At 70.4% G+C, this 13,431-nt stretch carries 10 protein-coding genes; 8 read left to right on the forward strand and 2 right to left on the reverse strand.

Annotation, left to right across the window (positions count from 1 at the left end; genetic code table 11):
• Positions 1 to 8 precede the first annotated feature (8 nt).
• From ACWEIJ_RS26785 to ACWEIJ_RS26820, 8 genes are all read left to right on the forward strand, one after another.
• Positions 9 to 722 (forward strand): YcnI family copper-binding membrane protein, encoded by a 714-nt coding sequence (locus ACWEIJ_RS26785; protein WP_449839981.1) that lies wholly within the window; start codon positions 9 to 11, stop codon positions 720 to 722.
• A 75-nt stretch (positions 723 to 797) separates the two neighbouring features.
• Positions 798 to 2,561 (forward strand): copper resistance CopC/CopD family protein, encoded by a 1,764-nt coding sequence (locus tag ACWEIJ_RS26790; RefSeq protein ID WP_449839982.1) that lies wholly within the window; start codon positions 798 to 800, stop codon positions 2,559 to 2,561.
• A gap of 43 nt (positions 2,562 to 2,604) precedes the next feature.
• Entirely contained in the window at positions 2,605 to 3,444 is an 840-nt protein-coding gene (locus tag ACWEIJ_RS26795; RefSeq protein ID WP_449839983.1) for a helix-turn-helix domain-containing protein, read from the forward strand.
• Between the two features lie 110 nt (positions 3,445 to 3,554).
• Complete coding sequence (locus ACWEIJ_RS26800) at positions 3,555 to 4,541, forward strand: glycoside hydrolase family 5 protein (protein WP_449839984.1); 987 nt, start codon at positions 3,555 to 3,557, stop codon at positions 4,539 to 4,541.
• A gap of 74 nt (positions 4,542 to 4,615) precedes the next feature.
• Complete coding sequence (locus tag ACWEIJ_RS26805; RefSeq protein ID WP_449839985.1) at positions 4,616 to 4,984, forward strand: cupin domain-containing protein; 369 nt, start codon at positions 4,616 to 4,618, stop codon at positions 4,982 to 4,984.
• 90 nt (positions 4,985 to 5,074) lie between these two features.
• Positions 5,075 to 6,859 (forward strand): peroxidase family protein, encoded by a 1,785-nt coding sequence (locus ACWEIJ_RS26810; RefSeq protein WP_449839986.1) that lies wholly within the window; start codon positions 5,075 to 5,077, stop codon positions 6,857 to 6,859.
• 42 nt (positions 6,860 to 6,901) lie between these two features.
• Positions 6,902 to 7,456, forward strand: a complete 555-nt coding sequence (locus tag ACWEIJ_RS26815) for a hypothetical protein (protein ID WP_449839987.1) — start codon at positions 6,902 to 6,904, stop codon at positions 7,454 to 7,456.
• Between the two features lie 262 nt (positions 7,457 to 7,718).
• Positions 7,719 to 9,659: a serine/threonine-protein kinase gene (locus ACWEIJ_RS26820; RefSeq protein WP_449839988.1), complete on the forward strand. Its 1,941-nt coding sequence runs from the start codon at positions 7,719 to 7,721 to the stop codon at positions 9,657 to 9,659.
• Between the two features lie 159 nt (positions 9,660 to 9,818).
• Here the strand turns inward: ACWEIJ_RS26820 and ACWEIJ_RS26825 are convergent, their stop codons facing one another.
• Positions 9,819 to 11,909, reverse strand: coding sequence for an acyltransferase family protein (locus ACWEIJ_RS26825; RefSeq protein ID WP_449839989.1), 2,091 nt, complete (start codon positions 11,907 to 11,909; stop codon positions 9,819 to 9,821).
• Positions 11,873 to 13,411 (reverse strand): dolichyl-phosphate-mannose--protein mannosyltransferase, encoded by a 1,539-nt coding sequence (locus ACWEIJ_RS26830; protein WP_449839990.1) that lies wholly within the window; start codon positions 13,409 to 13,411, stop codon positions 11,873 to 11,875. The genes ACWEIJ_RS26825 and ACWEIJ_RS26830 overlap by 37 nt, the downstream gene beginning before the upstream one ends.
• Positions 13,412 to 13,431: the final 20 nt, after the last annotated feature.

The raw sequence follows: 13,431 nt of genomic DNA on the forward strand, positions 1-13,431 counted from the left end.
GAAAATCCATGTCCCGGCCCAGCACCGTGCTCGTCGTCCTGGCAGCGTTCCTCGTCGTCGTGTTCCCGTCGGCCGCGTCGGCGCACGTCACCGTCTCACCGGGCACCGCGGAACCGGGCGGTTACGCCAGAGTGGTGTTCCGGGTGCCGAACGAGCGCGCGGACGCCTCGACGACGCGGCTGGAGGTGAGCCTCCCCGCCGACCACCGGTTCGCTTCGGTGTCCGTGCAACCGGTTCCCGGCTGGACGGCGACCACGAAGAAGGAGAAGGCGAACGTGGCCGGCCAGTCGGACGAGGACTCGTCCGGTGAGGTCGTGACGGGCATCGTCTGGGAGGGCGGAACCGTCCAACCCGGACAGTTCCAGGAGTTCGGCGTCTCGATGGGGAGGCTGCCGGCGACGAGCACCAAGCTGGTGTTCAAGGCCCTGCAGACCTACTCGAGCGGTGAGGTGGTCAGGTGGATCGACGTCCAGACCGAGGGCGGCCCCAAGCCTGAGCACCCGGCTCCGACGTTGTCGGTGGCCGCACCGGCGGTCGCCGCCGCACCGGCCACGCCCGCCGCGGGAACCGACAGGCTGGGCCGAGTGCTCGGCGGGGCCGGACTGCTGATCGGCCTGGTCGCGCTCGGGGTGTCGGTGACCCGGCGGCGACGGCCGTTCGCGCCGGCGGACAGCGTTGCCGCGCAGGAGGAACCGGCCGGGAAGAAACCGGCACGGGTCTGAGAGCCAGCGAGGTCGACGGCTCTTCGCCTGCCGTCGACCTCGCGCCTGCCACGTCACCCGGTGAGAGGAAGAGCGGTGAACAACTTCGCGCGCGTGTGCATCGCGTTCGTCCTGGCGTTGCTGCCGGTGCTGGGAGCTCAAGGCGTTGCCGGTGCGCACGCCGTCGTCATCTCGACCAGTCCCGCGGGCTGGGCGGTGCTCGGCACGTCGCCCGCCGAGGTGTCGCTGACCTTCAGCGAACCGGTGGAGCTCGGGCTCGCGAGCGTGCGGATGCTCGGGCCGGCCGGTGACACGATCACCACCGCCGCCCCGGCGCACGCCGAGGGCAGGCCGGAAGTCCTCGTGGTCTCCGTGCCGAGGGCGCTGTCCGACGGGACCTACACGGTGAACTGGCAGGTCACCTCCGCCGACACCCATCCGGTGCACGGTGCCTTCGTGTTCAGCGTGGGACAGCCGTCGACGTCGGCGGCGCTGCCGGCACCGGTCCAGGCGCACACCGCGGCCGACCCGGCCGTGACGGTCTTGTACGGGCTGGCGCGGTGGTTGTCCTTCGCCGGGCTGGCGCTGCTGGCCGGAGCGGCGTTCTTCGTCGTGTGGTGCCAGGCCGGTCCCGCGGCCGGCCGCCGGGTCCGCCTGCTGCTGTCGGGCGGGTGGTGGGGCCTGCTGGTGGCCACGGTGCTGGTGCTGCTGCTGTACGGGCCTTATGCCACGGGCCGGTCGCTCACCGCCGCGGTCGACCTGTCGCTGATCGCGAGCACGGCGAGCACACGACTGGGCGTGGTGGTGCTGGCCCGTCTGCTGCTGCTCGGGCTGATGGGCCTCGCTCTGCTGAGGTTCCTGCGCCGCGCCGGCGACGGCGAGGCCACCGATCTCCAGCGCCGGCGCCGAGGCGTGGTGGTGCTGGCGGCGACGTGCGTGCTCGCCCTCACCTGGAGTGCCGCCTCGCACAGCGGAGCCGGGGACCTGGCCGGACCGGCCCTGGTGGCCGACACGGCCCATCTCACCGCGATGGCCGTGTGGCTGGGCGGCCTCGTCGTGATCGGTGCCGTCGTGAGGTCCGCCGACGCGTTGGCGATGCGCGTGGCGGTGCCGCGCTTCTCGCAGGTGGCGCTGGTGTCGGTCCTCGTGCTGGTCGCCACCGGCGTGTTCCAGTCGTGGCGGCTCGTGGGCAGTCCGTCGGCCCTGGTCGGCACGTCCTACGGGCGGGTGCTGCTGGGCAAGGTCGCGGTGGCGGCCGTGCTGCTCGCGCTGGGAGCACTGGCCAGGCGCTGGGTCCAGCGCCACTACGGCTATCCCGTCGTTTCACCCGCCGACCGGCGCCGGGCGGCACGTGGTCCCGGCGATCGGCAGGTGCGGCGCTTCGGGGCCGTCGTCGCAGCCGAGGCGGCCATCGCGGCCCTCGTGCTGGGGCTCACGGCGGTCCTGGTCGGCACCAGCTCGGCCGCGGCGGAACTGGCCGAGCGGAAACCACCGGCCGAGGTGGGGCAGCCCGCGCCCGGTGAGCCCGTCATCGCGGACTTCGACACCGGTGGTGCGGGCGGACGCGGCAAGATCGCGGTCGTCGTCGCGCCCGGCGCGTCCGGGGGCAACGAGGTCCACCTGGCGGTGCTGGACGAGCGCGGAAGCCCGAAGGACGTCGCCGAGGTGGGGGTGACGCTGAGTCATCCCGAACGCTCACCGGCGCCGTTGACCGTGCCGCTGCGTTACAGCGGTTTACCGGGGCATTACATCTCAAATGCGCTCTCCTTGCCCGTATCCGGGCGTTGGGAGATGTCGTTGAAAATTCGCACATCTGATGTCGATGAAGCCATTGTGCATGTCTCCGTGGGCATTCCCTGACACCGCGCGAGTGGTGATGACCCGCAGAACGGATGGTGACGGCATGTACCCCCAGGACGCCCGCAAGGTATCCCCCGACGTGCTGGAAGCCCTGCGACGGCGCGCCGTCGCCGCGGTCGATTCGGGCCTTTCCCGCGCCGAGGTCGCCCGGATGCTCGGCGTTTCACGGCAGACGATCAGCGTCTGGCACCGCGAGTACCGCTCCAGAGGCGAGGAGGCGCTGCGGAGCAGACGGCGAGGGAGACAGCGCGGTGAGCAGCTCGCCCTGTCGTACGCGCAGCAGCTGTGGACGATCAGGACCGTGACGACCTGCGGGCCGGACGAGGTCGGCCTGAGCTACTGGCTGTGGACGAACCAGGCGCTCGCCGAACTGGTCAACAACAGGTTCCGGATCCCCCTCTCGGCCACGACGGTGCGCAACTACCTCATCCGGTGGGGCGTGCTCCCCGAGTCCGTCCTCGCCAACCGGCCTGGCGGCGGTCAGGTGGATCCGGGGTGCGCCGTGCCGGTGAGCGGGGAAACGCTGTGGATGCACAGCGCGCCGTTCCACTGGCTGACCGGCCCGCAACTGCACTCCGACGGCGCGTCGGCCTGCGCGGAGACCGACGGCCACGGGAACGCCATGTTGTACGCCGTGTCCGGTCGCGGCACAGTGCTGTTCCTCTGCTCGCACGACCCGTTCGACGGCGTCCGGCTGACGGAGTTCTTCTCCAGACTGCAGCGGCAGCGCGGTCGCCGGCTCAACATCGTGCAGGGCTGGCGGCCGACCCGCCGGGCCGACGCCCTCACCGCGTGGATCGAGCAGCGTGCGGGGGAGGTGTCCGTGCGGTTCGCGGTCGAGGACGTGTCGTTTCCGGCTCCCCGGAGCGGGGACACCCGTTGACCTTAGTGGACCGTTCGGTGGAAGGCCTTCTGCTGCAACGGTTTCAGGGTGGGTTGCAGTTGAGGATCGGCCCTTGTCAAGGTCACGTCCGTGCGGTTGCATCTGCCGCTGTGACCACAAGGCTGAGTGTCGCGAGCGTGCTCGCGTTGATGGCGTCGATCCTGGTCGGCACGCAACCCGCCGAGGCCGCGACAGGTCTGCGGGTCAGCGGCACGCGGGTCGTCGAGGCGAACGGGAGCGCCTTCGTCATGCGGGGCGTGAACCACCCGCACGTCTGGTTCCAGGGGCAGACCCGCGCGTTCGCGGACATCAAGTCCTTGGGCGCCAACACCGTTCGCGTGGTGCTGGGCACCGGCAAGCGGTGGGGGCCGAGCTCGGCCGCCGACGTCGCAGGCGTCATCGCGCTGTGCAAGCAGAACCGGTTGATCTGCGTGCTGGAGGCCCACGACACCACCGGATGGGGTGATCAGCTCGGGGCCGCCACCCTGGACGACGCGGCGAGCTACTGGATCGGCCTCGCCGACGTGCTCAAGGGCCAGGAGAACTACGTCGTGGTCAACCTGGGCAACGAGCCGTTCGGCAGCAATCTGCTGGTGAGCTGGGCGTGGACGAACGCTACGAAGGACGCCGTCAAGCGGTTGCGCGCAGCCGGGTTGCAGCACCTCCTGATGGTGGACGCGCCGATGTGGGGCCAGGACTGGCTGAACATCATGCGCGACAACGCCGCCTCGGTGCTCAACGCCGACCCGCAGCACAACACCTTGTTCTCCGTCCACATGTACGGCGTGTACAACACGGCCGCGAAGATCAACGCGTACTTCGACGCGTTCCGCTCGGCGGGGCTGCCCCTGGTGGTGGGCGAGTTCGGCGACAAGCACAGCGACGGCGACCCGGACGAGGACACGATCATGGCGCAGTCCCAGGCCCGTGGCATCGGTTACCTCGGCTGGTCGTGGAGCGGCAACGGCGGCGGGGTCGAGTACCTCGACCTGGTCCGCTCCTTCAACCCGGCGGACCTCACGCCGTGGGGTGAACGCTTCTTCAACGGCCCCAACGGAGTGCGGCAGACCTCGAAGCAGGCCACGATCTACGGCTGAACGCGTCGGTTGTGGTCAACGCGTCATCGTCCTGACATGATCGGCGCCCCCTCCACCTTCGAAAGGCCGCGCCCATGACCGGTACGCCGGACAGAGTCACCGTCATCCCGCCTGACGCTCTCGCGCAGATGAAGTCGTTCCCGCTGCACGGCGACGAACGGCTGCAGAACAAGCTGCTGTGGAAGTCGCCCAGCGGTGACACGATCGTCGGCCTGATCCAGATGGCGCCGGGGGCTCGCGACGTCGGGCACAACCACCCGTCCGCGACGCAGCACACGTGGGTCATCGACGGCACGGTGAGCATCGGCGGCGTCGAGGCGAGCGCGGGGTCCTACGCGTTCGTGCCGCCGGGTGTCGACCACGAGACCGTCGCGGGCGACGAGCCGGTCACGATGTTCTACATCTACCAGCCGTCGACGGACCACGACCACGACCACCACTGACAAGTGCCGGCCCGGGACCCTGGCCGGCTCATGTCATTCTGTGAACAAACGAGTACGTACGGTCACATTGGCCCCCGCCATCATCGGGCCATGCAGTTCTTGCGCAGAGCAGTGGCGTTGGTGGCCGTCGGGACGCTCCTGGGAAGTGGTGTCTCCCAAGCGGAATCGCCCGGTTTCGAGATCCAGGCCCTGGACGGGCACGGCAACAACCGTGCCCATCCGGACTGGGGCACCGCCGGCGAGGCGTACACCCGGCTCGCTCCCACGAGGTACGCCGACGGCGTCGGGCAGCCGGTGGCCGGGCCCAACGCGCGGTACGTCAGCAACCGGATCTTCGCGGACGGCAGGCAGAACCTCCCCTCCGACCGCGGCGTCAGCCAGTGGGCCCAGGTGTGGGCGCAGTTCATGGACCACACGTTCGGCCTGCGCGAGGACACCGCCACCGACGCGTCGATCCCGTGGGACAACGACGCGCCCATGGAGCACGTGCGCAACGACCTCGGCTCGATTCCCATGCGGCGCAGCGGTGTCGTCGACGGCGTCACGCCGCACCAGCAGAAGAACATCGTCAGCTCGTACCTCGACGGCTGGGCGGTGTACGGCGGCACGCAGGACCGGCTGACCTGGCTGCGTGACGGCGCGAAGTTGTTGCTGCCCAACAACACGCTGCCGAGGAGGCAGGCCCGCGGCGGCGACGGGACGGACGCGCCGGTCATGACCGGGCCGTTCGGTGCGATCACCACCGGCACCGGTGTGGTCGCGGGTGACATGCGGGCCAACGAGAACGCCACGATCACCGCGGTGCAGACGCTGTTCGCCCGCGAGCACAACAGGATCGTCGACCGGTTGCCCTCGCACCTGTCCGACGAGGAGAGGTTCCAGATCGCGCGCAAGGTAGTGATCGCCGAGCAGCAGTGGATCACCTACCAGGAGTTCCTGCCCGCCATGGGCGTGCGGCTCGCGCCGTACCGCGGCTACCGGCCGGACGTGCGGACGAGCCTCGCCAACGAGTTCGCGACCGTCGGCTACCGCTCGCACAGCATGGTGCGCGGCGACTTCGAGGTCGTCACGAACACGTCCCGGTACTCGCCGCAGCAGCTGGACGCGTTGCGCGCCAAGGGAATGAGCGTCACGGTCACCGGTGACCAGGTGGAGCTCGGGATTCCGCCGCGCCTGCTGCCGTTCAACCCCGACCTGGTCGACGACGTGCAGATCGGTCCGCTGCTGCAGAGCTTCGGCCGCCAGCCGGAGAACCGCAACGACGAGGTCGTCGACGAGGACGCGTTGCGCAGCATCGTCTTCCTCATCCCCGGCTGCGTGCCGCGCTGCCTCACCGCGGTGGTCGACGTGGCCGCGCTCGACGTGGAACGCGGCCGCGACCACGGCATCGCCGCCTACAACGACCTGCGCCGCGCCTACGGCCTCGCGCCGAAGCCGTCGTTCCGCGCGATCACCGGCGAGGCGACCGAGTCGTTCCCCGCCGACCCCGAGCTCACGCCGGGCGACGAGATCAACGACCCGAACAGCCTCGACCACGTGCGCCCCGGGGTCCGTCGCACGACCACGGCCGCCCGTCTCAAGGCCATCTACGGCGACGTCAGCGGCCTGGACGCGATCGTCGGCATGATGGCCGAGCCGCGCCTGCCCGGCGGCGAGTTCGGCGAACTGCAGCACGCCATCTGGAAGAAGCAGTTCGAGGCCCTGCGCGACGGCGACCGGTTCTTCCACGCCAACGACCCGGCCCTGCGGATCATCAGGGCGCGCTACGGCGTCGACTACCGCCGGTCGCTCGGTGACGTGATCGCGGCCAACACCGACATCGGCCGCGGTGACCTGGCGGAGAACGTGTTCCGCGCTCACCCACCTGTGGGGTGAAGTTAGGTGAGGAACGCGGCGGCCCGACATAGTTTTTCCAGCGTGAGATCAGTGGCCGCCGCGTTATTACTCGTGGCCGCCACCTCCGGCGGAGCAGCGGCGTCGACCGCTGCCCCGGTCGCGAGGTGCGCGGCCGCCCGACCCGAAATCACCTCGACGGGCACGGCCGTCGAAGCGCGCGTTCTCACCGGCTGCACGGCCGGTGAGCTCGTCGTGTTCCGCGCGGTCTTCGCGGCCCGCGCCCACGGCACCTCCTGCACCGCGGTCCCCTCCGAACTCGAAGCCGACCCCGCGGACGTCCCCCGGTGGATCCGCGCCCGCCTCGAACTGGTCTGCGCCCCCGGCGAGAAGGGCCTGCTCGGCTCCCAGGTCACCGTGGAGATGTACGGCGCCCAGGACTCGCTCGTCGCCACCTACAGCTTCGGCGACACGTTCGTCGAGCCGAACCCGTCCGCCCGGCACCTGTGGATCGTCGACCACGTCGCCGGCCTCGGTGAGCTGCCGATGGCCGCGGATCCGGCCGTGCGGTCGTCCAGCGGCTCGGCCGGGGAAGGCGCCTCGCGCACCTGGGTGAGCCACGAGGTCTACGACGGCTGAACCCGGCGGGTGTGTCCGATCGTGTAGTCCTCGCCGATACCGGTCACGCTTTGCCACCCCCGATCGACATGAACGGTTGCGGCGCCGTTCAACGGCAACGGGCGCCGAAGCGTTGTAGAGGCCGACCGGAGCCGATCGGGACGGAGGTACAACGCGGTGATCAAGGAAAGGGTTGCTGTGGCGTCAACCGCAGACCAATCACGCACCGTACGCTGTCAGGGCGCCTAGGCTGGGGGTGATCGCGGAAGGGGTGGTGTGGGTCGTGGGGCTCGCGGAGTCCTTGCTCACGTGGCTGCACGGCTTCGTGGGTGCCGGCGTCTGCCCCGGTGACTGGGTGTGGACCACCACAGCGCTCGGTGCGGTGCTCGGGTTGTTCCCCACGGTCGGGGCGCTGCTGTCCATCGCGGTGCGCCGGATCGTCGGCAACTCCTACGGCGCGGTGACGGGGGCCATCTTCGCCGTGCTCGGCGTCGCCAGCTGCCTGGTGCTGCCCTGGTTGATCATGCGCGGGACCGTGCAGGGGCTGCAGAACCGCTCGATCCCCGGCTCCGGCACGCTCGACGGCACCACCTGCTTCGGCCAGTTGCAGCAGGGCGACTACCTGGTCGACAGCACTCCTTCGATCATCGGCGTGGCCCAGCGGCCGGGCGCGCAGCCGGTGTTCCTGGTCGCCGCCTGCATCACCGTGGTGCTGGCGTTGCTCTGCCTGCTGTTCGTGATGCTGCAGGCCGGTTCGGCGTTCCGGCTCGGGCCCAGCTGGCCGCGCCGCGTGTTCTGGCCGCCGTTCGTCGTGCTGCTCGCGGCCACCTCGGCACTCCCCGTGACCCTCGTGGGCCACGTGTTGCTGGGCTTTCTGCCGATTGCGGTGATCGGCTCAATCGTCGTGCGAATTTTCGGGTTGACTACCGCCATGCTGAACCGCCCCGGCCGCGACCGTTCCCAGGACCGGAACGCGCAGAACCCGCCGCCACCGCAGCCGGTGGCGCGCACGCCGCAGCCACAGCTGCCCCAGAACAACCCCCAGCAGCAGAAGAAGGCACCCACCAAGCCGATCACGGCGGGCCAGCAGCAGCCGCCGCCGTACCAGCCGGCGCAGGTGCCGCCCTACCAGCCGGCCCCGATGAACCGGCCGATGCGCCCGATCCACCAGCCCCCGCCGCCGCATCCCGGCCAGTACCCGCCGACCCGCGTCGCCGAGGTGCTGCCGCAGCCCAAGCCCCAGCCGCAGCCGTCGCAACCGGCGGTGCTCGCCGACACGCCGGGCCCGCTGCCGTTCGGACCGGGTGCCGCGAACGCCGACGCGCCCGCGCCGGTGCAGAAGTCCGGCAAGGTCTGGAACCCCGGCAACGGCCGGTTCCGCCGCGTCCGCCAGCTCGGTTCCGGCGGGTTCGGCACGGTCTGGCTGGCCGTCGACGAGCAGCTCGACCGCACGGTCGCGGTGAAGCTCGCGCACGCCCCGGACAACGAGACCGAGGCGCGCATGCTCCGCGAGGCCCGCGCGCTGGCCGCGGTCCGGCACCCCAACTGCGTCCGGGTGTTCGACATCGTCCAGGACCCGGACGGCCTCGCCCTGGTCATGGAGTACATCGAGGGCGCGTCGCTGTCCGAGACGGTGCTGAAGAACGGCCTGATCGACGACAAGCTCGCCGCCCGCCTGTGGCTCAACATGGCCGACGCGCTGGCCGCCGCTCACGACCGCGGCGTCCTGCACCGCGACGTGAAGCCGTCCAACGTGATCGTCGACGGCCAGGGCACCGCCCACCTGATCGACTTCGGCATCGCCCGCTCCAAGGGCGACAGCACCCTCACCGCCACCGGCATGATGGTCGGCACCCCGGACTTCCTCGCCCCGGAAACGGCCCGCGGCGAGACCGCGTCCCCGGCGTCGGACTCCTGGCAGCTGGCCGCGACCGTCTCCTACGCGCTGACCGGCCACCCGCCGCGCGGCTCCCGCGAGAACCCGATCTCCTCGCTGATGGCCGCCGCCCAGGGCGAACCGATCACCAAGCTGCCGCAGAACAGCGCCCACGCCCGGTTGCTGCTCGCGGCGATGGACCCGGAGCCCGGCCGCCGCCCGACGCTCGCGCAGGTACGCGGGCAGCTGGCGCAGTTCCTCGACCAGCAGGGGATGAGCAAGGAAGGCCCGGTCACGAGGGTCATCAGCAAGCCGGCTCCGCCGCGCACGAGGCACATGCCGATGTAGGCGATCCGGGTGAACGTCGGCGACGACCGTAACGGTGCTTCACCGTTCAACGACCTAAGCCGTGGTTCACCCGCGAAAGCTTCGGCATCGGAGGCGATGCCGCGCGAAGGGTGGTGAGGCGGTTTCCGCCGATCGCCTCACCACTCACCCCCGCACGGCCTACCCGCCCAGACGCCGCAACGCGTCCCCGAGCATCGGGGTGAGCGTGCGGCTGTACTCGCTGTTGACGTGATCGCCGTCGAAGTACACGGTCACGTTCCCGATCACGGAGTAGCACTGCGCCGCGTCGCAGAAGTAGTCGGTCAGGTCGATCAGCGACACCCCGGGGTTCGGTGAGGTCCTGGCGACCTCGGCCAGCGGGTCGGTGGGTTGCGCGGTGGGCCTCGGGACCGCGCAGGCCACCGGGTTCGACGGGTGCAGCACCACGCAGTCGGGAGACCGGACGTCCCCGTTGAGCGGCGGGTCGGCCAGCACGATCACGCGCGCACCGGCGTCGGTCCACTTGGCCCACCTCGGTTCCAGGCCTTCGCGGTACTGGTCGGTCTGGGAGCGGCCGCTGCCGTCGTCCGCGCCCTCCCGGCGGGCGAAGAACGCCGTCAGCACCAGTGACGGGCGGTCGGAGACGATCATGTCGGTCATCTGCGCGGACCAGTCCATGCAGATCTGGTTGTTCTTGCCCGGCAGGCCGGTGAACCGGATGTCCGCGAACGGGCAGGCGCCGAGGATGCTGAGCTTCAGCAGCCAGCCGTTCTCGCGGGCCAGCCGGTACAGCGGGGTCTGCCACTGCTCGGCGTGCGAGTCGCCGACCAGCCACACCTTCCTCGCCGCGGGGTTGCCGCCGCTGAAGTCGCAGATCTTGGTCGGCAGGTCGCCGCCGACCCTGAGCTCCTCGACCGGCCGGCACTCCGGCGCGGCGCGCCCGTACTCGTTCGCGGGGCCCATCTCGGTCACGAACGCCGGTCCGAACGGGTCCTTGCAGTCGTTGGTGCCGACCATGGCACCGGCGCCGTAACAGGCGGTGCGGTGTGCGGCTGCCGCGGCCACGTCCCGTTCGGCCTGCGCGACGTGCCGCACGTACGTCCACTGCAGACCGCCCGCGAGCCCGGCGACGAGCGCCATGCCGGTGACCATGGCGGTGAGGGTCAGCCTCGGGGAGCTCACGAGCGGCGTCCACGTGCGGCCGCGGTCCTCGACCAGCACCTTCGTCAGCCACGCCAGCACCACCGACAGCGCGGTCAGCCCGAGCGACCACGGCAGGGTCAGCTCGCGCCGCAACGCGAACGGCGCGATCAGCAGGACCGGCCAGTGCCACAGGTAGAGCGAGTAGCTGATGTCGCCGAGGAACTGCACGGGGCGCGACGCGGTCAGGAACGTGTGCCACTGACGTCCTGGACGCAGGCCCGAGACGATCACCAGCGCCGTGCCCACCGCCGGGAGCAGCGCCAGGTAGCCGGGGAACGGCGTGTGGTGGTCGTACCGGAACGCGGCGACGAAGATCATCGCCAGGCCCGCGAACGAGGCCAGGAACGCGGGAACCTTCGGCAGCACGAGCCGGGACGCGGCCAGCGCCACGCCGGCGCCGATCGCGAACTCCCACACGCGCGCGGGAGTCACGAAGTACGCGGGCGAGGGCGACGTGATCGTCCACCACACGCTGAGCCCCAGCGAAAGCAGGCCGAGCACCACGAGGCCCGGCACCACGAACGCGCGCCGCGTGCCGATCTTGCCCAGCCCGAGCAGGAGCAGCGGCCAGAACAGGTAGAACTGCTCCTCCACCGACAACGACCAGTAGTGCTGGACGAGGCTCGCCGCCTCGTGGGACGCCGAGTAGTTCACCGACTTCGCCGCGAGCAGCCAGTTCTCCCAGTACAGGGCGGAGGCGACGACCTCACCGGCGTTGGCCTTCCACCGCGGGTACGGCAGCAGGAAGTACGCCAGCACCACGGAGACGCCGAGCACGAGGAACGCGGCGGGCAGCAGCCGCCGGACGCGCCGCGCGTAGAACTGCCCGATCCGCACCCGGCCGGTGCGGACGATCTCGCGGTCGAGGTGCGAGGTGATCAGGTAACCGGAGATGACGAAGAAGACGTCGACGCCGATGTACCCGCCGGTCATCGCGTTCGGCCAGAAGTGGTTGACCACCACGGCCGCGACCGCGATCGCCCGCAGCGCCTGGACGTCGGTGCGGAAACCGGGGTAGCCGGTCGCGCCGGTCATCTCCAGCTGGGCAGCCAGAGCTCCTGCTGCCACATCTCGGGGGTGATCGGGTTGCCGTTCAGGATCGGCCACAGCCACACGAAGTTCGCCACCACGATGCCGACGTACAGCGCGACCACGAGCAGGCCCGTGCCGCGGCGTTCGGAACCGGCACCGCGACGGCCGAGGATCTCCCCGAGCGCCAGCACGATCATCAGCACCAGGAACGGCGCCATCGGCGTGACGTAGAAGAAGTACATCTGCCGGTCGAGGTTGAGGAACCACGGCAGCAGACCGGCCATGTACCCGACGAGCACGGCGGCGTAGCGCCAGTCGATCCGGCCGATCGAACGCCAGACCGCCCAGCCGATCACCGGGAACGCGAGCCACCACATCGCGGGCGTGCCGATCAGCATGATCGCGCCGAGGCACGACGCCGCGCCGCAACCGGTGACGTTGTTCTCGTAGTAGTAGAGCATCGGACGCAGGCCCATCGGCCACGTCCACGGCTTCGACTCCCACGGGTGCCGGTTGGTCGCCGAGGTGACCAGCTCGACGTGGAACTTGTAGACGTTCTTGGCGTTGAACCACAACGACTGCAGGACGTCGGGGATGTACCAGACGTCCTGGACCTTGGTGCCGACCACGTGCCGGTCGATGCCGGTCTCGCTGGCCATCCACGGGAACCAGGTCGCGACGTACACCAGCACGGGGATCGCGACGAGACCGCCGAGCGAGGGCAGCAGGTCCTTCGCGATCGTGCCGAGCCAGGGCTCCTCGACACCGGCGTCCCGGCGGGCCAGCGCGCTCCAGACGACCGTCAGCAGCCCGAACGCGGCGATGTACCAGATGCCCGACCACTTGACGCCGCACGCCAGACCGAGCATCACGCCCGCACCGAAGCGCCACCAGCGGAAGCCCAGCCACGGGCCGAACGCCGAGTTCCCCACGAACCCCTCGCGCACGGCCACGGCGAGTCGTTCTCTCATCTGCTCGCGGTCCACGACCAGACAGCCGAACGCGGCGACGACGAACAGCGCCAGGAAGATGTCGAGCATGCCCATCCGCGACTGGACGTGCGAGACGCCGTCCGCGATGAGCAGCACGCCGGCCAGCGCGCCCAGCAGGTCCGAGCGGGTCAGGCGGCGGGCGATCCGGACGATCAGCAGGATCGTGATCGTGCCCGCGAGCGCGGAGGCGAACCGCCAGCCGACCCCGTCGTAGCCGAAGAGCTCCTGGCCGATCGCCATCAGCTGCTTGGCGAGCGGCGGGTGCACGATCAGCTCGTAGCCGGGGTTGTCCTCGTAGCCGCCGTTGCGCAGCACCTGTGCCGTCTGCGGCACGTAGTGCTTCTCGTCGAAGATCGGCGTGCCCTTGTCGGTCGGATACCCGAGGTTCCAGAACCGGACCAAGGCGCCGACCAGCGTCACGACGACGGTGACGAGCCACCCGCGCAGGCGGTCTCCGGACGGCGGCGGGTCGAGCGCCGCCACACGATCCGTGCTCGGCTCCTCGACGACGACGGGCGCCTCTCCTGGCTGCACGAGGACTGTCACGCCGCCGATCGTAGGGTGAA

This window comes from Lentzea sp. NPDC004789 (assembly GCF_053601075.1).

Excerpts from the sequence above, each read along its gene's own strand:
- ACWEIJ_RS26785 (WP_449839981.1), top strand. The coding sequence starts at position 9 with ATGTCCCGGCCCAGCACCGTGCTCGTCGTCCTGGCAGCGTTCCTCGTC.
- ACWEIJ_RS26795 (WP_449839983.1), top strand. The coding sequence starts at position 2,605 with ATGTACCCCCAGGACGCCCGCAAGGTATCCCCCGACGTGCTGGAAGCC.
- ACWEIJ_RS26805 (WP_449839985.1), top strand. The coding sequence starts at position 4,616 with ATGACCGGTACGCCGGACAGAGTCACCGTCATCCCGCCTGACGCTCTC.
- ACWEIJ_RS26810 (WP_449839986.1), top strand. The coding sequence starts at position 5,075 with ATGCAGTTCTTGCGCAGAGCAGTGGCGTTGGTGGCCGTCGGGACGCTC.